This is a genomic window from Methylocella sp. CPCC 101449 (genome assembly GCF_031921685.1).
In the GTDB taxonomy this organism is placed as follows: domain Bacteria; phylum Pseudomonadota; class Alphaproteobacteria; order Rhizobiales; family Beijerinckiaceae; genus Terripilifer.
The window spans coordinates 424,979-443,191 of sequence record NZ_JAPDHU010000004.1; the positions used below are offsets into that span (position 1 = coordinate 424,979).

General features: G+C 60.2%; 18 protein-coding genes and 1 tRNA gene. 11 read left to right on the forward strand and 8 right to left on the reverse strand.

The genetic code is table 11. The annotated features are described in order from the left end of the window. Positions 1 to 122 precede the first annotated feature (122 nt). Positions 123 to 794, reverse strand: a complete 672-nt coding sequence (locus tag OIM99_RS26670) for a TetR/AcrR family transcriptional regulator (RefSeq protein ID WP_311853558.1) — start codon at positions 792 to 794, stop codon at positions 123 to 125. 207 nt (positions 795 to 1,001) lie between these two features. Between OIM99_RS26670 and OIM99_RS26675 the strand changes: the two genes are divergently transcribed. Further along, on the forward strand, positions 1,002 to 1,955 hold the full coding sequence (locus tag OIM99_RS26675) for a tripartite tricarboxylate transporter substrate binding protein (protein WP_311853559.1): 954 nt from the start codon (positions 1,002 to 1,004) through the stop codon (positions 1,953 to 1,955). A 304-nt stretch (positions 1,956 to 2,259) separates the two neighbouring features. Continuing rightward, on the forward strand, positions 2,260 to 2,676 hold the full coding sequence (locus OIM99_RS26680; protein ID WP_311853560.1) for a DUF930 domain-containing protein: 417 nt from the start codon (positions 2,260 to 2,262) through the stop codon (positions 2,674 to 2,676). Between the two features lie 8 nt (positions 2,677 to 2,684). Here the strand turns inward: OIM99_RS26680 and OIM99_RS26685 are convergent, their stop codons facing one another. The 3 genes from OIM99_RS26685 to OIM99_RS26695 all read right to left on the reverse strand — a co-directional run bounded on the left by OIM99_RS26685 (position 2,685) and on the right by OIM99_RS26695 (position 5,876). Beyond that, positions 2,685 to 3,410 (reverse strand): MgtC/SapB family protein, encoded by a 726-nt coding sequence (locus tag OIM99_RS26685; protein WP_311853561.1) that lies wholly within the window; start codon positions 3,408 to 3,410, stop codon positions 2,685 to 2,687. Between the two features lie 116 nt (positions 3,411 to 3,526). After that, on the reverse strand, positions 3,527 to 5,158 hold the full coding sequence (locus OIM99_RS26690) for a Na+/H+ antiporter (RefSeq protein WP_311853562.1): 1,632 nt from the start codon (positions 5,156 to 5,158) through the stop codon (positions 3,527 to 3,529). 103 nt (positions 5,159 to 5,261) lie between these two features. Then, the gene (locus OIM99_RS26695) at positions 5,262 to 5,876 is read right to left on the reverse strand and encodes a TetR/AcrR family transcriptional regulator (RefSeq protein WP_311853563.1); all 615 of its coding nucleotides are present in this window, start codon (positions 5,874 to 5,876) and stop codon (positions 5,262 to 5,264) included. 147 nt (positions 5,877 to 6,023) lie between these two features. Between OIM99_RS26695 and OIM99_RS26700 the strand changes: the two genes are divergently transcribed. The 5 genes from OIM99_RS26700 (at position 6,024) to OIM99_RS26720 (ending at position 8,786) form a co-directional block, all read left to right on the forward strand. Beyond that, a complete protein-coding gene (locus OIM99_RS26700; RefSeq protein WP_311853564.1) occupies positions 6,024 to 6,716 on the forward strand; it encodes an MFS transporter in 693 nt (230 codons plus the stop codon). Further along, positions 6,686 to 7,546, forward strand: coding sequence for an MFS transporter (locus tag OIM99_RS26705; protein ID WP_311853565.1), 861 nt, complete (start codon positions 6,686 to 6,688; stop codon positions 7,544 to 7,546). The genes OIM99_RS26700 and OIM99_RS26705 overlap by 31 nt, the downstream gene beginning before the upstream one ends. Next, positions 7,543 to 7,911: a hypothetical protein gene (locus tag OIM99_RS26710; protein WP_311853566.1), complete on the forward strand. Its 369-nt coding sequence runs from the start codon at positions 7,543 to 7,545 to the stop codon at positions 7,909 to 7,911. Before OIM99_RS26705 ends, OIM99_RS26710 begins: the two co-directional genes overlap by 4 nt. A gap of 173 nt (positions 7,912 to 8,084) precedes the next feature. Next, positions 8,085 to 8,160: transfer RNA gene (locus OIM99_RS26715), tRNA-Phe, on the forward strand. A 197-nt stretch (positions 8,161 to 8,357) separates the two neighbouring features. Further along, positions 8,358 to 8,786, forward strand: a complete 429-nt coding sequence (locus tag OIM99_RS26720) for a hypothetical protein (protein WP_311853567.1) — start codon at positions 8,358 to 8,360, stop codon at positions 8,784 to 8,786. Positions 8,787 to 8,803: 17 nt separating this feature from the next. On the opposite strand, the gene OIM99_RS26725 is transcribed toward OIM99_RS26720, so the two are convergent. Together OIM99_RS26725 and OIM99_RS26730 are read right to left on the reverse strand one after the other, a co-directional pair. Further along, complete coding sequence (locus OIM99_RS26725) at positions 8,804 to 8,935, reverse strand: hypothetical protein (protein ID WP_311853568.1); 132 nt, start codon at positions 8,933 to 8,935, stop codon at positions 8,804 to 8,806. Between the two features lie 231 nt (positions 8,936 to 9,166). Continuing rightward, positions 9,167 to 9,529 carry a hypothetical protein gene (locus tag OIM99_RS26730; protein ID WP_311853569.1) on the reverse strand — a complete coding sequence of 121 codons (363 nt, stop codon included), beginning with the start codon at positions 9,527 to 9,529 and terminating at the stop codon, positions 9,167 to 9,169. 205 nt (positions 9,530 to 9,734) lie between these two features. On the opposite strand from OIM99_RS26730, the gene OIM99_RS26735 reads away from it, so the two are divergent. Both OIM99_RS26735 and OIM99_RS26740 read left to right on the forward strand, forming a co-directional pair. Beyond that, the gene (locus OIM99_RS26735; RefSeq protein WP_311853570.1) at positions 9,735 to 10,979 is read left to right on the forward strand and encodes an efflux RND transporter periplasmic adaptor subunit; all 1,245 of its coding nucleotides are present in this window, start codon (positions 9,735 to 9,737) and stop codon (positions 10,977 to 10,979) included. Positions 10,980 to 11,018: 39 nt separating this feature from the next. Further along, the gene (locus OIM99_RS26740; RefSeq protein ID WP_409371584.1) at positions 11,019 to 14,177 is read left to right on the forward strand and encodes an efflux RND transporter permease subunit; all 3,159 of its coding nucleotides are present in this window, start codon (positions 11,019 to 11,021) and stop codon (positions 14,175 to 14,177) included. Positions 14,178 to 14,223: 46 nt separating this feature from the next. Here the strand turns inward: OIM99_RS26740 and OIM99_RS26745 are convergent, their stop codons facing one another. Further along, positions 14,224 to 14,997: a ferredoxin--NADP reductase gene (locus tag OIM99_RS26745; RefSeq protein WP_311853572.1), complete on the reverse strand. Its 774-nt coding sequence runs from the start codon at positions 14,995 to 14,997 to the stop codon at positions 14,224 to 14,226. 241 nt (positions 14,998 to 15,238) lie between these two features. Here OIM99_RS26745 and OIM99_RS26750 point away from each other — a divergent pair, with 241 nt between their 5' ends. Then, complete coding sequence (locus tag OIM99_RS26750; RefSeq protein ID WP_311853573.1) at positions 15,239 to 15,655, forward strand: DOPA 4,5-dioxygenase family protein; 417 nt, start codon at positions 15,239 to 15,241, stop codon at positions 15,653 to 15,655. 109 nt (positions 15,656 to 15,764) lie between these two features. Beyond that, a complete protein-coding gene (locus tag OIM99_RS26755) occupies positions 15,765 to 16,637 on the forward strand; it encodes an amidohydrolase family protein (RefSeq protein WP_311853574.1) in 873 nt (290 codons plus the stop codon). A 63-nt stretch (positions 16,638 to 16,700) separates the two neighbouring features. On the opposite strand, the gene OIM99_RS26760 is transcribed toward OIM99_RS26755, so the two are convergent. Then, on the reverse strand, positions 16,701 to 18,101 hold the full coding sequence (locus OIM99_RS26760; RefSeq protein WP_311853575.1) for a nucleobase:cation symporter-2 family protein: 1,401 nt from the start codon (positions 18,099 to 18,101) through the stop codon (positions 16,701 to 16,703). Between the last annotated feature and the right edge of the window lie 112 nt (positions 18,102 to 18,213).

Consider the following 18,213-nt stretch of genomic DNA (forward strand, 5'->3'; position numbering starts at 1 on the left):
CTCACCGCCGGCGACATGATGCAACGATAGGCATAAACGCAGACGGAAATCAACTTACAAGGAGCGCTCCTTGTTTTTGATTTTGATGTGCCCGTTGGGCTGAAATGGGAACTTGCTTCAGCTCAACCTTTAAGCGTGCGACGCGTGGGCGCTTTCCTCACGGTTGGGCGCGGTAGCGTTCCAAGTTGCAGCGCAGTCGGTGCCAGATCGCGCAAAGCCGCGATCATGGCTTTTCGATCAACGGTATAGGGCAGCCATGTGCTGACCACGAAGAAGCCGCGCATGGCATAATGACTGATCTCGACGAACTGCCGGGCATTGTCCGCCGGATAGCCGGCGGCGCTCAATGTTTCCGTCCAGATGCGGTTGAGCGTGACACGCGCCTTCTTCACCACCGGATTGACGACGGCCGCCAGTTCGCGATCGGAGCGACAGGCGATCATGATCTCCATCAGCGCCAGGAAGATCGGGCTGAAGAAGAAATGCTCGGAATCCAAGAGGAACTTCTCGATCGGGTCGCTGGTGTGATTGACCGTGCGCGACAGCCGTTCCGCATGATCGACGGCCTCGGCCATGGCGTGTTTGACGGCCGCGGCCATGAGGTCGGCCTTGCGGGGAAAGTAATGTTCCTGCGCACCGCGTGAGACGCCAGCGACGGCGGCGACCCGGCTGGCGCTGAAATTGGCGTAGCCGTCTTCCGCGAGGATCTGCATGGCGGCGGCCAGAATGGCTGCCTGTGTCTCGCTGCGTCGTTCAGCCTGCGTGCGTCTTTGTCTTGGAGCGGGTTGTTTCATGCCAGAACCAGTGGAGCCGAATGACGTGTCATGGCTCCTGTCGTTGGATTTGTCCAGAACGCGCCAAGCTCGCCCTCGCTTCCGGGCGGGAAACGGACTAGGCTTTCACTGTAAAAAATAGGGAGGGACGTCCGCATGGCCGCGACAAGGCAGAGTAGACTCGTGGGCTTTTGCACGAGCATCGTGAGGCAATTGAGTGGGGGCGTTTTGCTGGCCTTTGTTGCGCTGGGCACGACGACATCGGTTCGAGCACAATCGGAAGCCGCCGATTATCCCAACAAGCCGATCCGGATGATCGTGCCGTTCGCGGCAGGCGGCGGCAATGACATCTTCGCGCGTCTGGTCGGCGCGAAAGCCTCTGAGATCATGAACCAGCAACTGATCATCGAGAACCGGCCGGCCGCCGGTGGCCGCATGGCTGCCGAATATGTCGCCACTCAGGCGGCCGATGGCTATACGCTCTTCGTTGGCGCCAGCGGCAACATGTCGATCGCCGCCGCCGTCTATCCCAATCTTCCTTATCATCCGACGAAAAATTTCGAACCTTTGACGACGATCGCCAGCTTTCCGATGGTGCTGATCGTCCCCACGACATCGCCGATCAAATCGATCGCCGACCTCGTTGCTTATGCCAAAGCAAATCCGAACAAGTCGACCTATGGAACGACGTCGCCGGCTTTCACGATCACCACGGAACTTCTCAAGCTCGAGACCGGCATGCCCGGCGTCGCGTTGCCGCTGAAGAGCAGTGCGGAAATGGTGCAATGCGTGAATCAAGAGTTCTGTCTGTTGGCGATCACTGATCCGCCGCCCGCGGTGCCGCAGGTCAAGGATGGCCGCGTACGTGCCCTGGCTGTTACCGGCCCGCAACGCTCGCCGGAACTGCCTGACATTCCAACGACGGCGGAGGCCGGCGTGCCGCGCGTCAACACCATGCTATGGTCGGGCGTATTGGCGCCAGCCGGCACATCTCCGGCGATCGTCAAGAAGCTGGTCATGGTGTTCCAGCAAGCGGTGCGGGACAAAGAAGTCAGCAGCAAGTTGCGCCTGTTGGGCGCCGAACCGGGCGCCATTTCGCCGGAAGAGTTTCGCAAGGTGATCGATAGCGATATTGCTGGCTTCAGTCAGATCGTGAAGGCGGCCAATCTGACGTTTCAATGAGGGCTACAGGTCTGTGAACGCGATGCCAGTTGAACAGGCCGGCTAGGACTGCGCGATATCGTCATTCCTTTGATCGCTGAGCTGAGCCAGCTTTTACGCAGCGAATGCTTTGTTCGTTCCGACGCAAGAGGGCACGTTCGAAAGATGTGTGCAGCGGTCGAAGATGGCCTAGCCGCTCTATCAATTTGTGGTGAAGGCATGGGAAAACGCGCAGGTGCGTCCGCTTGCCGGCCCGACAGCCCTAAAGAGCTGAATTTCGGTCGCATTTTTGCCTTGTTCGGGGTAACACAGTCTGGGGAGAAAGATGAAGGTGCGACATATCGTGTGGACTGCAAAACAGAGCCTATGGATGCTGACGGCCGCGGTGCTGGTGAGCAGCCCCGCCTATTCCTTTGACGAGCGGATCAAGAAGGAGCTTTTGCGCCTCGAGCCGACCGCGCGTCTGGAGCAAGCTTGCGATACGCAGCTAATGTCGCAGATCAACAAGGAGCATAATCAGTTCCGCGTTGATAAGGTGATTGCCTACACCTTCTCTGATCCCTCTTATAAAGGCGATTCCATCAACGCGCCCGGCGCATCGTTCCGCAGCCGGGGCGACTGGTATCATCTCTCCTATCAGTGCCGCACGACTCCGACCCGTGTTGAGGTCAAGACCCTCACCTACGAAATCGGCGAGAAGGTCGAGCGAGACGACTGGAGGAAATATTCTCTCTACAATTGAACGTGGCGTCATACGGACGTGACGCTGCGAACATCCGGCACGGCCGCGAGCAGGCGGACAACTTCACGCAAGTCCGCCGCCGGCATCCGGTGCAACCGGATCTGGATTTGATCGCTTGCGCCATCCTCGCTTGGCACGGAAACGAAGCTCACCATTCGCGTTGATCGATAACCCAGGGTATCGCGCACCACATCGTAGGAGAGGGCGCGGGGCGCGGCGAAGATATCCAGTTGATGCACTTCGTTGCGGTGTTGTAGCCACTCTTCCAGCGGTTTGACGCCGGCCAAGATGATCAGCACGATGAGCGTTGCAGCGGTCGCGCCGATATAAAGCCCACCGCCGACCGCAAGACCGATGGCCGCCACGGTCCATAGACTGGCCGCTGTGGTCAGCCCGCGAACGATCTCCCCTCGCAGCAATATGCAGCCGGCGCCAACGAAGCCGATGCCAGAGACGACTTGCGCTGCAATACGCGATGGATCGAGAACGATGTTCTGGCCGCCTAAGATGTCGGCGAAGCCGAAAGCCGAAACGATCATCACCAGGCACGAGCCGACCGAAACCAGCATATGGGTGCGCAGCCCCGCAGCCCAGGCAAGCCGCTCCCGCTCGATGCCGATGAGACTGCCAAGGATGGCGGCGATGAACAGCCGTAGGACGAATTCCCACTGCGTGAGCGCGCCGGGTCCCACGGGCGCTTGCGCGAGGGAGTCGAGGATCTGGCCAAGGTGCATCGGCGGACCTCCAATGAGGGATGAAACGAAGTCTGGCGAAGCGGAATGGAATAAATAGCCGAGCTTGGCCTCGTCGTCACCTTTCGTTCATCGCATAGGCGCGATGTCTGGGGCGTTCATCTCGCCTTGCGCTGCACGGTCAACGCCTGCTGCATGGTGATCTCGGTCATGATCGCGCGCATGGTATTATCGTTGATCTTCTTGTCGCGCATCAATTGCGTCAGAGCGGCGGTTTCGGCCTCAAGCGCTGCCTCACGCATTTCGGTGATGACAGGAATGAGGTGCTGCGAGGGTTGTTCATCGGCCTCACCGGCGATGACATATTGTCGATAGATGTTGATCAATTGATTGGCGACGGCTTGCCGAATGGCCGCTTTCTCGCTGTCGCCCTGGCTCTCGTCGACCATTTGTTCGATACGCGCGATGGCGGCTTCCGCTGCCGTGACGCGCGCCAGCCGCTCTTCGTTGGCAACGACATCCTCCCTGTCCAATGGAATGCCGCGAGCCACGAACGGCAGGGTGGCGCTGGCGATCAGGATGGAGCAGATGATGACACCGGCGGCGATGAAGATGACGAGATCGCGCGCCGGAAAAGGCGAGCCGTTGGGTAGGGCCAGCGGCAACGACAAAATACCGGCCAAGGTGATCGCGCCCCGCACACCCGCCAGCGACATGACGATCTTGATGCGCATGCTCGCTCGCCGCCGCGTTTTGCCGCGCAACCGCGCGACCAGGCTGCGCATCAGCGAACCCCAGTTGATCCAGGCGAAGCGGATGGCCAGCAGGATGAGGGTGAGGAGGAAGACCGCCACCATCGGCTCGGCGACCGAACCATAGAGCGAGAGTTCCGCCGGTGTTTTGCGGAGAATCTCGGGGAGCTGCAAACCGAGCAGCAAGAACACGCCGCCGTTGAAGACGAAGGAGATCACCTCGATCAGTGACATGTTCTGCAAGCGGGCAGGCACGCTGAGCGAGCCGAACAGGCCCGATGCGCTGATGTAAAGCCCAGCGATCACGGCGGCCAAAATACCCGAAGCATGGAAGTGTTCGGCCAACAGATAAGCGGCAAAGGGCAGCAGGATCAGGATCAGCACTTCGACTTCGGAGCGGACGTCGCCCAACTTGGCGACCAGCCGCAGCAGTTTCGCCGTCACCACCAGCATCACGCCGCCGCACAACACGCCGCCGATCACCACGGCGAGAAAGGAGAGCGCGGTATCGGCGGCCGAGAATTGGCCGGTCAGCGCGGCGGCGACCGCGAAGCGGAAGATGACCAGGCCCGTTGCATCGTTGAGCAGGGACTCGCCTTCCAGCACGTGCATGACGTAGCTCGGCACCAGGTTCTTGTTGATGATCGAACCGACGGCGACCGCATCGGTGGGCGCCAAAACGGAAGCGAGCGCGAAGGCGACGGGCAGGGGAACGGCGGGGACCAGCCAGTTGAGTGCGAAGCCGAAGACCAGGATGGTGAGAAATACCAAGCCGAAGGCGAGGCCGAGGATCGGTCCCTTGAGTTCGTCGAACTCCCGCTTGGGTGCCAGAACGCCGTCGATGAACAGCAGCGGCGGCACGAACACTAGCATGAAGATTTCGGGGTTCATCTGCACCTGCAAACCATCGGCCGGCCAGGCGAGCAGCACGCCAAGAACGATCTGAATGATCGGCAGCGGGATCGGCAGAAAACGGACGATCACGCCCGAGAGAGCGACCAGCACGAGAAGCAGAAGAATGAAGGTGGCGGTGGCCAAAGGAAGTCTTTCAGAAAAGGGAGCGCCGTCATAGGGCAGCCAATCCTGACATTGTTGTGAAATTCGGTGCCCTGATCCAGCCTCAGTTGCTGGCGTTCGCCGGTCAGGCCCGCAAGAGCCGTGTGAACAACGCGGATAAGAGGCGCACGATCGCTTCCGGATCGCGCCCGCCGCCGGCGATGGCGTCATCGACCGCGCCATGCATACCGTCGAAAAAGACCAGGGCGGTCATGCGGGTGTCGGGCAGGGTCCAGGCACCGGCTTTCTCGCCCGCTTCAAGCAGGGCGACGAGCTGCGCGATCACCGTGTCCTTTTCCTGCGATTGGCGACGGCTGTGGGTGAAGTCGTGGAAGACCACGTCATGCAGCTCGTAGTTGGCCAGATAAGTGGCGACCGCGCCACGGAGCCAGGCGGTGATCCGCGCCGGATGATCGTGCGGCGGACAGGCCGAGATCGCGGCCGCCACCCGATCGACGAAGCCGCGCGAGAAACGCTCCCGCAGCGCTAGGATCACGTCGGTCTTGGTGGGGAAGTAATGATAGAACGTGCCTTTAGCGACGCCGGCGCGGCCGACGATATCGTCCACGGTCGTTGCTTCGATGCCCTTGCTGAGGAACAGATCGGCGGCGGCGCTCAGCAGATCGTCGATCCGCACTTCCGCGGGCAGGACACGCCGCTTGCGGGGCTGTCGGGTCGCTGATTCTGCTTTGATCGCCATCGAGCGAACCTATTTTCCCATCCGACTGATAGTCAATAGTCGATATTTAGAATTATTTTCAAATAGATAATTTAATTGACCGACGGTCAGTCTATAACTATGGAGGGCGGATCGCCGGCAAATAGGCGGGCAAATGGGAAGGCCGTCATGTCCCCCTCGCGCAAGAAGCTGGTTCTCACCGCCGTCTATCTCGGCACGCTTATGGCCTCGCTGGCGATCAGCATCGTCACCGTGGCGCTGCCGGCCATTCAGGCGGCTCTCAAGGTCGATTTCTCGGGCCTGCAATGGGTGGTGGGCGCCTATGCTCTGTGCCTTTCGGCTTTCATGCTGTCGGCCGGCCCGCTCAGCGATCGCTACGGTCGCAAGCGGGTCTGGCTCGTCGGTGTGGCACTGTTCATTTTGGGTTCGGCGGTCTGCGCTGCCGCGCCCTCGCTTTCCGTTCTCATCGCCGGCTCGGCGCTTCAGGGCATGGCCGGCGCGGTGGTCATCCCTGGTTCGCTGTCAATCCTCACCCAGGCTTTTCCCGATCCGCACGAGCGCGCCCATGTTATCGGCGGCTGGTCGTCCTTCAGTGGTATCGCGCTCATCGTCGGTCCGATCCTTGGCGGTCTGTTGGTCGACCACGTCAGCTGGCGCAGCATCTTCCTCATCAACCTGCCTCTGGGCGCTTTGACGTTGCTGATCGGATTGAGCGGATTGCAGGAAAGCGCCGATCCGGATCAGGCCTCGTTCGATCCGATCGGTCAGGTGTTGAGCGCGCTCTGCCTCGGTGCTTTGGCCTATGCGCTGATTGGCGCGGGGCAAGTGGGATGGACGGCGCCGTCAACGCTGTTGGCTTAATCGTTGCTGTCGTGGCATTGCTGCTCTTTGTCGTCGTCGAGAGCCGTGTGGCGCGGCCGCTTCTGCCGCTTAATCTGTTTCGCGACCTCACCTACGCCAGCGTCAATTTTGCTTCCTTCGTGCTGGGTTTTTCCGGCTACAGCAGCCTGTTTCTGTTCTCGATCTTTCTGCAGCAGGCGCAGGGATGGTCGGCAACCCAGGCCGGCTGGCGCATGGTGCCGGTGTTTCTGGCCATGGCGGCAACCGCCTCGCGATTTGGCCCTCTGGCGCAGCGCTATGGCATGCGCCGCCTGATGATGGGCGGTTATGGGGTGCTGGGTGCGTCGATGCTGGCGCTGGCATCGTTCACGCCACAGACGTCCTATGTGGTTATCGCAGGCTTCTTCACAGTGCTTGGCATTGGCCTTGGGCTCGCCGTGCCGGCCACGGGCGCTGCGGCGATGGTCGCCGTGCCGCGTGCCGTCAGCGGCTCGGCTTCGGCGACGCTGAATGCCTTGCGCCAGAGCGGCATGACGATCGGTATCGCGCTGCTCGGCACGGTGATGGGCTCGCGCGCCATCTCGGCCATGAGCGGCGCCTTGTCGGAAGCCCGCGTGGCCGATGCGGCGACACTCGCGGGCCTGGCGGTGCAGCGCCATGAAATGCCCGCCGGCCTCACGCTCGGACCAGACCTTTTCAAGCCCATGCTGGCTGGTGCCTTCGCGCAAGGCTTCTCCAGCGCCGCCATCTGCGCCGGCCTGTTCGGTCTGCTGGTGCCGCTCGCCTTGCTGGTGCCGCTCGCCTTGCTGTTGAAAACCCGTCGATCCAACACTGCGAGGAGCACACCATGAAATTCTTCCGCGAAGCCGAACCGGATATTTTCGTCGCCACCGGCCAACTGATCACCGAGCAGGACGGGCAGGACTGGGTCGCCGAATACGACCGCCTGCTGGCCCGCGATCGGCCTCTGGTCATCATCGCCCACACCGAGGACCGGCCGCAGCCGTCGGCGGGCAAGCCGATGATTCTCTGGATGAAGGCGCGCAAGGCCGATCTCCGCCGCCTGGTAAAACAGACCATTTATGTGGTCGTCGATGCCGTTGAACGCGCCGAAATGGAGCGGGCGCTGCCCGGCCGCGCCAAGGCCTCGCCTTACCCCATGGCCGTGGCGGCCAGCGAGGTGGAGGCAATCGCGGCCGCTCGGCGGAGTTTGTAAGTGGTGGCTGGTCATCAGATGGTTGCAAAGGGCCGGATTCAACTCGTCAAACCCTTGGCCAAACATCTGTTTGCACAGGGATGAGGACAATCTGTCCCGTGGCGCTCTTGCGGACTTTACAAGCTCTCAGGCGCTTCCTATAAGCGCCCCACTTTCCGCTCTCAGCGCGAAACGCCCGGGTAGCTCAGTTGGTAGAGCATGCGACTGAAAATCGCAGTGTCGGTGGTTCGATTCCGCCCCCGGGCACCATAAAATCAAGCACTTAGCCTCTTTATTTCGCTAAAGCATCGCCGGTTTGCGAAACTGGTTTGCCAAAATCATGCATTTGATCTCTTTTCGCCGGGTCAAACGGCTGTTGTGAGGTGACGTTGTGAGAGCGGTCCCCTCCGGCGCTTCTCTCGGTATCTTATCGGCCTATCTCGCTCACTGGCGGAAGGGCTCTGGACATGACGCCGCAAGCTGAAACGGCCTACGTGATCAAAACCGAGGTCGAGGATCTCGACGCCGCGACATACGCCTTCACGGCGCGAAAGACGATGTATGGCGGCAAGCTGATTGCCGCCGGCGATAAGATATTTCTGATCGCGAGCGAGAATGCGGGCGGCAAGGGGCTCTTCGCGCGCGGTGTCGTGGAAGCGGCCACGCCGGTTGCACGAAATCCCCGTATCGAACGCCAGACGCCGCGCGTCAGTGTGCGGATCAAGCGACTGGCGAGAGCCAAAGCGTCGCTGGGCCGAGCCGACGTGAAGGCGTTCGCCACATGGGATGATGGCCAACCGCAGACCGAACTCAATTTCAAACTTTATCGTCAGGCTACCGACAAGATCGTTGGCATTACCGTGTCAACGGCGAGGTTTCTCGACAGCTTCTTTTGAAGGCCCGCGCCGCACGACTACAGGGCATCGAACGTGAGCGTCGTCGCGATCACGAATAAAATAGCCGAGAGCGCAACCAGACCGAAGACGATTGCAGGATGAACTGCGATCCCGTCGCGCATGATGGAGATCAGGATTCGATTTCTCATGTGCCCTTCCAAAGGACACGTAAAACAAAATCGATCCAATTGGGTTTGTCGATAATGCAACGATACCTTTTCATGTAGTGTGATCGCGTCACGTGCGGCAGTGACAAAAAAATCCGCCGGTGAAGTACCGGCGGATGAGGAGGTTGGGGGAGAACCGCGGCTGGCGGCCGATGGGGCGGTTCTCTTTTCATTTAATGCCGAGATAATTCATTTGTTCCCATCATCAGAGAATTAACGTGTTGGTCTGCCGCCCGATGTACCTGGATCACTGTTCTGCTGTTTGAGATCATTGCTTCTCTGTTCGCGCCTGTCTTGAGGTGTCGTTGCGCCGGGCACGCCCGGAGGTGCCATGCCGGCGGCGCCCGTTGAGCCCTGTCCTGTCGTGCTTTGTTTGGCATCGTCGGTCCGCTGTTCGCGGCGATCCTGCCGATCGACGCCGACACCCGGAGCACCTGATGGCGCTCGCGCGCCAGGTCTCGTGCCTGAATCCGTCGTATTGTCGGTTGGTCTGGTGTTGCTGGGCGCCGGTGCCTGCGCGAAGGCAGGCACGGCCAGCATCGCTGCCAGACCGACAGCGGTTGCAATCTTCGTCATTGGCCTCTCCTTTTGCCTTACAGGAGGTCAATCAATTCGCAGGACGATCGTTCCGCCCAAAAAGAACGCGTGGGTCGCGGCGAATTGATCGGCGATTTGTGCCGAAAATCTTGCGGTCAGCTTCGCGTCAGTTCGCGGTCAGGCTTTTGTCAGTCTGCGCGCCTATCGCAAAAGCAGATCGCAACATTATTTTCGAGGCATCGCCGTGGTTGATACTTCCAGCAGCCGGAAACCGGTCTGGCGCGCGCTGCCTTATGTCGCTGGCGTCGTCGCCGTCGGTGGGGTTTTGGCCTGGGCGCTGCCGTCGCAGACCGCGCCGAAGCCCGAGACCTCGGAGGGTGGCCGCAAAATATCCACGCCAGCCACCTCTTCCTTCAAAATGTCCGAAGCGCAAATCGCTTCCGTCACGCTCGAACCGGCAATCGAAATGCGCTTTCGTTCGACCTTGACCACCGATGGCAAGATCGCGGTCAACGAAGATGAAGCCACGCCGATCTATCCGGCCTATTCGGGCCGGGTCATTCGGATTCTCGCCAAGCCTGGCGATCAGGTCGAACGTGGACAGGTGCTGTTCACGGTCGAAGCCGCCGATATGGTTCAGGCGCAGTCCGATTTCATTGCCGCCGTCGCCACGCTCAACAAAGCGCTCTCGCAGGAAAACCTCACCAAGATCGCTGAAAAGCGTTCGCATGATCTCTATCTCGTTCACGCGCTGGCGCAGAAGGATTGGCAGCAGGCTCAGGCCGACCTGACCGCCGCGCAGAATGACGTGCGCTCTGGCAAAGTCGCGGTCGAGGCCGCGAGCAATCGTTTGCGTCTGCTCGGCCGCACGGACCAGGAGATCGAACGCTTCAAGAATGAAGGACGTATCAGCGCCGAGACGCCCATTTATGCGCCACTCAGCGGCACGGTGGTGCAGCGCAAGATCGGACCGGGCCAATTCATTTCGGGCGGCGGCAGCGATCCGGCGTTCGTAATTGGCGACCTCTCATCCGTCTGGGTCGTCGCCAATGTGCGCGAAAGCGATGCCAGCGCGATCCGCCTCGGTCAACCGATCAGCGTGTCCCTGTTGGCCTATTCCGGGCAGCGGTTTCAGGCGACCGTCGATTACATCTCTTCCTCGGTCGATCCATCCTCACGCCGTTTGCAAGTGCGCGGCACCATCGCTAACCCGGATCGCAAATTGCGGCCGGAAATGTTCGCCAGTGCGACGATCGATGTTGCCAGCGAAACCTCTTCCGTCGGCATTCCGCGCCATGCCTTGATCTATGAGGGCGACAACATCCGCCTCTGGATTTACCGCAATGGCGAGATCACGCCACGTAACGTGACGACGGGCTTGGTCAACGGCGATTTCGTCGAAATCAAAAGCGGCCTGCGCCCCGGCGAAACCGTGGTGACGCGTGGCGGCCTGTTCATCGATCGTGCCAGCGTCGCCAGCGCCGGTTGACGTCTTTAAATTCTGTTCGAGGGTAGGTCAGTGCATAAGCTGATTGAATTCGCGCTGCGTCAGCGCGTCCTGGTGATCCTGCTGCTTGGTACCGTATTACTGGGCGGATTCGTCGCCTTTCAGAACCTCAATATCGAGGCTTATCCCGATCCGGTGCCGCCGATGGTCGATATCGTCACGCAAAGCGATGGCATGTCGGCGGAAGAGGTCGAGCGCTATATCACCATTCCGATCGAAACGCAGGTTTCGGGTCTCCCGAATTCGCGCGTCATGCGGACCATTTCTCTCTATGGGCTGTCGGATGTGAAAGTTCAGTTCACCTTCGACTACAGCTATGAACAAGCGTTGCAACAGGTTCTCAATCGCCTTTCGCAATTGCCCAATCTGCCTAATGGCGCGCAGCCGACGATCTCGCCCGTTTCGCCGATTGGCGAAATCTACCGCTACAAACTTACGGGACCGCCGGGCTATAGCGTTCTCGACCTCAAGACCTTGCAGGATTGGGTGCTGCAGCGCCGGTTCCGCGCCATACCGGGCGTGATCGACGTGACGGGGTGGGGTGGCAAGACGAAAACCTACGAAGTTCAGGTCAAATTCGACAAGCTGGTGGCTTATGGGCTGACACTGCCGCAGGTTATCCAGGCCATCAACAATGCCAATATCAATGTCGGCGGCAATACGGTCGACATCGGCTCGCAATCGGCCGTCATTCGCGGTGTCGGTTCCATCCGCACCGTCGACGATGTCCGCAACACCATGCTGACCCAGACCGGCGGCAGCGCTGTTTTGGTCAAGGATATCGCCGACGTCATCATCAGCAATCAGCCACGTCTCGGCATTGCCGGGAAAGACGATGACAACGACATCGTGCAAGGCATCGTCCTGATGCGGCGCGGCGAAAAGAGCATGCCGACGATTCTCAACGTGCATGCCGCCGTCGAGCAGATCAACACGTCCGGTGTCCTGCCGCCTGGGGTGAAGATCGAACGGATTTACGATCGTAAAGAGCTGATCGACCTGACGACCCATACCGTTCTGCACAATATGATCGTCGGCATTCTTCTCGTCTTCCTCATCCAATGGCTGTTTCTCGGCGACCTTCGCAGCGCCATCATCGTCGCCACGACGATTCCTTTCTCCCTATGTATCGCCATCGGCATCATGGTGATGCGCGGCGAATCCGCTAATCTGCTTTCCGTCGGGGCCATAGACTTTGGCTTGATCGTCGATGCCACGGTCATCATGGTGGAGAATATCTTCCGCCATCTGGCGCATCGTTCGTCGCCGGGAAGCGTCGATCCGGCCGGGCCTTTTGGCCGCAACGGTAAGCTCAACATCATCTATGGTTCGGCCGTGAGCATGAGCCGGGCGATCCTGTTTTCCGGTGCAATCATCATCGCCGCTTTTCTGCCGTTGTTTACGTTGAGCGGTGTCGAGGCGCATATCTTCGGACCCATGGCCAAGACCTATGCCTATGCCCTGGCTGGCGGTCTGTTCGGGACATTCCTTATTTCGCCGGCGCTCTCGGCTCTTCTCTTGCCGGAGCGCGTGCGCGAAACCGAGACCTGGCTGGTGCGCACGCTCGACAGGATCTACCGGCCGTTGCTGCGCAAGGCGTTGGACAATCCACGCCGCACGGTGGCCACTGCCGTCGTGCTGTTCGGCTGCGCTCTCGCGGCCGGTCGCGGCCTCGGTCTTGAATTCTTGCCGAAGCTTGAAGAAGGCAATCTGTGGATCCGTGCCACTATGCCCGCGACCATCTCGCTCACCGAAGGCAATGGCTACGTGAATCAGATCCGCGCGGTCATCGAAGCCGTGCCGGAAGTGCAATCGGTTGTGTCGCAGCACGGGCGCCCCGACGATGGCACCGATGCGACCGGTTTCTTCAACGCTGAATTCTTCGCGCCGCTGGTGCCGGCCGGGAGCTGGCGGCCTGGCATGAACAAGGACAAACTGACCGCCGAAATTCTCGAACGGCTGCAAAACCGTTTTCCCGGCATCGAGTTCAACTTCTCGCAATATCTGCAAGACAACGTCGCCGAGGCAGTCTCTGGCGTGAAAGGCGAGAACTCGATCAAGCTGTTCGGCAACGACCTGGCGGTGCTGACGGACACGGCCAATAAGATCAAGGCGGTTCTGGCCACCGTGCCGGGCATCAAGGATCTTTCGGTCTTCACGTCGCTTGGCCAGCCGACGATCCAGATCGACGTCGATCGCGAGCGTGCTTCTCGCTATGGTCTGGCGCCGGGCGATATCAACACGGCGATCCACGCGGCGATCGGCGGCCAATCCGCTGGCGATCTCTATGAGAACGGCAGCGATCGTCATTTCCCGATCATCGTGCGGCTGTCGCCGGAATTCCGCCAGAGCGCGGAGGCCATTCGCAATCTGACGATCGGCGTTCAAGGCGCCAACGGATCGATCTCGCAAATTCCGCTCAGCGATGTCGCCACCGTTCAGCTCGTCACGGGGGCCTCCTACATCTATCGCGAACAGCAGGAGCGCTACCTGCCAATCAAGTTTAGCGTCCGCGATCGCGATCTGGGTGGCGCCATTGAGGAGGCACAGCGACGCATCGCCGAGGAGGTCAAGCTGCCGCCGGGCATGCGTCTCGAATGGGTCGGCGAATTCGGTAATCTGAAAGATGCGATCGCGCGTCTTCAAGTGGTCGTTCCGCTCACTTTGTTGCTGATCGCCTTGCTGCTCTATCTTAACTTCTCATCCCTCATCGATACGTTTCTGGCGATGTCCGTCATCCCAATGGCATTGGTCGGCGGTGTCGTCACACTGTTCTTGACCGGCACGGCCTTCAGCGTATCGGCGGCCATGGGATTCATCGCGCTGTTCGGCATATCGGTGATGGAGGGCGTCATTCTGCTGACGACCTTCAACGCATTGATCGATGAAGGTGTCGAGCGAGCAAAGGCGATCTATGAGGCGGCGACGATCCGCATGCGGCCGGTGATGATGACATGCGTCGCGGCCTGCGTCGGCCTGTTCCCGGCGGCGGTCTCCACCGGCATCGGCTCGCAGGTGCAAAAGCCCTTGGCCATGGTGGTCGTCGGCGGCATTCTATTGGCGCCGATCCTGATCCTGATTTATCTGCCGCTGCTCATCGGCTTCTGCTCGCGGCGCAAGCCCGTGACCAATGAAGCGGATGCGGCGAGCCTGCCGCAAGCGCAACCGGGCCATATGTGAGCTTGAAAAGGCGGGGAGGGGCATGGGCCAGCCTCCCCGCATTTGGTCAGCGTTCCACGAACGCCTTTTCGATGACGAAATGGCCGGGTTCGCTGTGATTGCCTTCGTCGAAGCCGCGTTCCTCGAAGAGGCGCCGCAGATCTTCCAGCATGCTCGGATTGCCGCACAGCATTACGCGGTCGGTTTCGCGGTCGAGATGCGGCAGGCCGATATCGTCGAACATCTTGCCGGATTCGATGAGATCGGTGACGCGGCCACGATTTTGGAAGGGCTCGCGGGTCACCGTCGGATAGTAGATCAGCTTGTCATTGACGAAGTCGGCTAGCACTTCGTCTTCGCGCACGCGCGCGACGAGCTTTTCGCCATAGGTCAGTTCCGACACGAGGCGGCAGCCGTGCACGAGTACGACCTTCTCGTAGAGATCATAGATCTCGGGGTCCTTGATCAGGCTTGCGAAGGGCGCGAGGCCCGTGCCCGTCGACAGCAGCAGCAGGCGCTTGCCCGGATGCAGATTGTCGGTGACCAGGGTGCCGGTCGCCTTGCGGCCGACGAGAATGATGTCGCCTTCCTTGATCTTCTGCAGGCGCGAGGTCAGCGGACCATCGGGCACCTTGATAGAAAAGAACTCGAGGTTCTCTTCATAATTGGCGCTCGCCATGCTGTAGGCGCGCAACAACGGCCGGCCCTCGACTTCGAGGCCCATCATCGTGAACTGGCCGTTCAAAAAGCGGAAACCGGGATCGCGGGTGGTGGTGAAGCTGAACAGCGTGTCGGTCCAGTGGCGGACCGAGAGGACTTGTTCCTTGTTGAAGGCTGACATACTGGCTCGTTGATTTCAGGTTTGGCCGGCGCGACCCTAACAGCTAAGCTGAAGAAGGGCCCCGCAGACGACAGGGACGGGGTTCGCTTGTCAAGTCGCTATTTATCATTATTCTAATGTAGAAATATTGATATCACCTATTTAATAGGTATAATTGAATAAGCCGTCTGTCAATCGCTTGCGATTGCGGCGGAGATATGCGCGGATCGCTCAGCTTCGAAAATTGCAGCGGAAATGAACGATGAAGACACCCCACGCGCTCGACACCATCATCGGCTACCACGCCCATATCTATTTCAAGGACGCGGCCGAGCGGGCCGTGGCCGAGACCCTGCGGGCGCAGATCGGCGAGCGCTTTCGCGTCCAGCTGGGCCGATGGCATGACCGGCTCGTCGGCCCGCATGCGCGGCCGATGTATCAGGTGGCGTTCGAGGTCGACCAATTCGCCGCTTTCGTGCCTTGGTTGATGATCAATCGGGCCGGCCTGACCATTCTCGTCCATCCCGACACCCGCCACCCGCGCCAGGACCATCTGGTCAATGCGCTGTGGTTCGGCGAAGTGCTGCCGATCCTCAATGTCGAGCAACTGCCGGTGTCGACTGTCGGCGAGCCGGATGAGACGATCACGCCCAATACGACGCCGACCCTGGCCGCTTGATCCGCCCCAGCTTTGCAGTGGAGCGAGGTTGCATATCAGGGTCCATGATAGTTAGTATGCGGCCGCGCGAGGGGCGCGGTTTGGCAAGGCGATTTGGCAAGGCGAGACGATGCTCGATTTAGATAATCTGGTGGCGATTGACGTTCACACCCATGCGGAGGGGCCGTGCGGTTGCCCATCATGGGAAGATTCCCGCGAACTGCAGGAGGGCATGAAGAAATATTTCAAAAAGGAATTCGAGCAGCCGACCATTCCGGAAATCGCCGAATACTATCGCAAGCGGAAGATCGCTGTCGTCATCTTCACCGTCGATCACGAACACAATCTCGGCCACCGCCGCTATCCCAACGAGGAAGTGGCGACCTTGGCCAACGAAAATTCCGACATCATGATTCCCTTCGCCTCGATCGATCCGCACAAGGGCAAGCTTGGCGCGCGGGAGGCGAAGCGGCTGGTGCGCGATTTCGGCGTGCAGGGATTCAAATTCCATCCCTCGACCCAGGGTTTTCATCCCAGCGACCGCATGTGCTATCCGCTCTACGAAGCGATCGCCGAGACCGGCAAGCCGGCTCTGTTTCACACCGGCCAGACGGGCGTCGGTTCGGGCATGCGCGGCGGCTTCGGCATCAAGCTCGAATATTCCAACCCGATGTATCTCGATGCGGTGGCGGCTGACTTCCCGGATATGCCGATCATCATGGCGCATCCGTCCTTCCCCTGGCAGGAAGAAGCCTGCGCTGTCGCCTTGCACAAGCCCAACGTCTACATCGACCTTTCCGGCTGGTCGCCGAAATATTTTCCGCCGATCCTCGTGCAATACGCCAATTCGCTGCTGAAGCACAAAGTGCTGTTCGGTTCGGACTTCCCGGCGATCACGCCGGATCGTTGGCTGAAGGATTTCGAAGCGATCGACATCAAGCCGGAAGTGCGTCCGCTGATCCTCAAGGAAAACGCCATCAAGCTGCTCAAGCTGCGCGGCTGATCTCGAGGCAAAAGAACAGGGGCCGTCGGATGTGTCCGGCGGCCCCTTTTTTGCGTGGGTATGTCAGGCGTGCTCGATCTTAGCAGCCGAGGTCGACGCTTCGGCCTGTGCCTCGTCCATGCTCTTGATGCCGTTGAAGAAGGCATTCAAGGCGACGGCGGAGATCGCGCACAGCAAGATGCCGGATTCGAGCAGCGGATGCAGATCGTGTGGCAGGTTCTTGAAGAAGTTCGGCGCAGCCAGCGGGATCATGCCAAAGCCGACCGAAATCGCCACGATGAACATGTTGTTGGCATTGCCCTTGAAGTCGACGCCGGTGAGGATGCGCGCGCCGGTCGCTGCCACCATGCCGAACATGACGAGGCCGGCTCCACCGAGTACCACGGTCGGCACCGCTTCGACCAGCGCCGCCATTTTCGGCAACAGGCCCAGCAGCAACAGGATGACACCGCCGGTGATCGTCACCCAGCGCGAGCGCACGCCCGTAACCCCGACGAGGCCGATGTTCTGCGAAAATGACGTATACGGGAAGGTGTTGAAGATGCCGCCGATGAGCGTGCCGACGCCGTCGGCGCGCAGGCCGCGTGTCAGATCGTTCTGTTTGACCTTGACGCCGGTCATTTCCCCTAGCGCCAGGAACATGCCGAGCGACTCGATCATCACCACGATCATGACGATGCACATGGTGAGCACGGGCACGAGATGGAATTTCGGCATGCCGAAATGAAACGGCGTGACGATGTCGAACCACGGCGCGGCGACCACCTTCTCGAAATGCATCACGCCCATCAGGGAAGCAATGATGCAGCCGATGACGATGCCGAGCAGAACCGAGATGTTGCGCAGAAAGCCGTCCGTCCATTTGATGATGGCCAGGATCACCAGCAGCACGAAGAAGGCGAGCCCCAGCCCCTGCACCTGTCCATAAGCCGGATTGGGAAACTGACCGGCTACCCCATCGACGACGCGCGTGAGAGTGGGGATGCCGCCGCCGGCCCAATTGATGCCGACGCGCATCAGCGAAATGCCGATGATCATGATGATCGTGCCGGTGACGACGGGCGGAAACAGCGGCAGCAGCCGAGAGATGAACGGCGCGACCAGCGTGCCGAATATGCCGGCGGCGATCACCGAGCCGAAAATACCGAGAATGCCGATCTCGGGCATGTTGGCCATGGTCAGCATCGGCCCGACGGAGGCGAAGGTGACGCCCATCATCACTGGCAGGCGGATGCCCGTGCCCCAGATGCCATAGCTTTGCACCAAAGTGGCGATGCCGCAGGCGAAGAGATCGGCGCTGATCAGAAAGGCGACATCCTCGGGCGGCAGTTTCAGAGCGCGGCCGATGATCAAGGGGACGGCCACCGCACCCGCATACATCACCAGAACATGCTGCAGGCCGAGTGCCGTCAAAATGCCGAGCGGCAGCTTTTGATCGACTTTGCTTATATTTGAATCGCTCATGACATCCCCCTTCAGTTGGCGCGCTTCGATGCGCGCCAAAAGTCCTCCTCAACCGGTGCGCCATCCAAGCCCTCCAGCGAGGCGCGCCGGTTTCATGTCAAAGCGGTGGCGA

Excerpts from the sequence above, each read along its gene's own strand:
- OIM99_RS26670 (WP_311853558.1), bottom strand. The coding sequence starts at position 794 with ATGAAACAACCCGCTCCAAGACAAAGACGCACGCAGGCTGAACGACGC.
- OIM99_RS26680 (WP_311853560.1), top strand. The coding sequence starts at position 2,260 with ATGAAGGTGCGACATATCGTGTGGACTGCAAAACAGAGCCTATGGATG.
- OIM99_RS26685 (WP_311853561.1), bottom strand. The coding sequence starts at position 3,410 with ATGCACCTTGGCCAGATCCTCGACTCCCTCGCGCAAGCGCCCGTGGGA.
- OIM99_RS26695 (WP_311853563.1), bottom strand. The coding sequence starts at position 5,876 with ATGGCGATCAAAGCAGAATCAGCGACCCGACAGCCCCGCAAGCGGCGT.
- OIM99_RS26700 (WP_311853564.1), top strand. The coding sequence starts at position 6,024 with ATGTCCCCCTCGCGCAAGAAGCTGGTTCTCACCGCCGTCTATCTCGGC.
- OIM99_RS26705 (WP_311853565.1), top strand. The coding sequence starts at position 6,686 with ATGGACGGCGCCGTCAACGCTGTTGGCTTAATCGTTGCTGTCGTGGCA.
- OIM99_RS26710 (WP_311853566.1), top strand. The coding sequence starts at position 7,543 with ATGAAATTCTTCCGCGAAGCCGAACCGGATATTTTCGTCGCCACCGGC.
- OIM99_RS26720 (WP_311853567.1), top strand. The coding sequence starts at position 8,358 with ATGACGCCGCAAGCTGAAACGGCCTACGTGATCAAAACCGAGGTCGAG.
- OIM99_RS26725 (WP_311853568.1), bottom strand. The coding sequence starts at position 8,935 with ATGAGAAATCGAATCCTGATCTCCATCATGCGCGACGGGATCGCAGTT.
- OIM99_RS26730 (WP_311853569.1), bottom strand. The coding sequence starts at position 9,529 with ATGACGAAGATTGCAACCGCTGTCGGTCTGGCAGCGATGCTGGCCGTG.
- OIM99_RS26745 (WP_311853572.1), bottom strand. The coding sequence starts at position 14,997 with ATGTCAGCCTTCAACAAGGAACAAGTCCTCTCGGTCCGCCACTGGACC.
- OIM99_RS26750 (WP_311853573.1), top strand. The coding sequence starts at position 15,239 with ATGAAGACACCCCACGCGCTCGACACCATCATCGGCTACCACGCCCAT.
- OIM99_RS26755 (WP_311853574.1), top strand. The coding sequence starts at position 15,765 with ATGCTCGATTTAGATAATCTGGTGGCGATTGACGTTCACACCCATGCG.
- OIM99_RS26760 (WP_311853575.1), bottom strand. The coding sequence starts at position 18,101 with ATGAGCGATTCAAATATAAGCAAAGTCGATCAAAAGCTGCCGCTCGGC.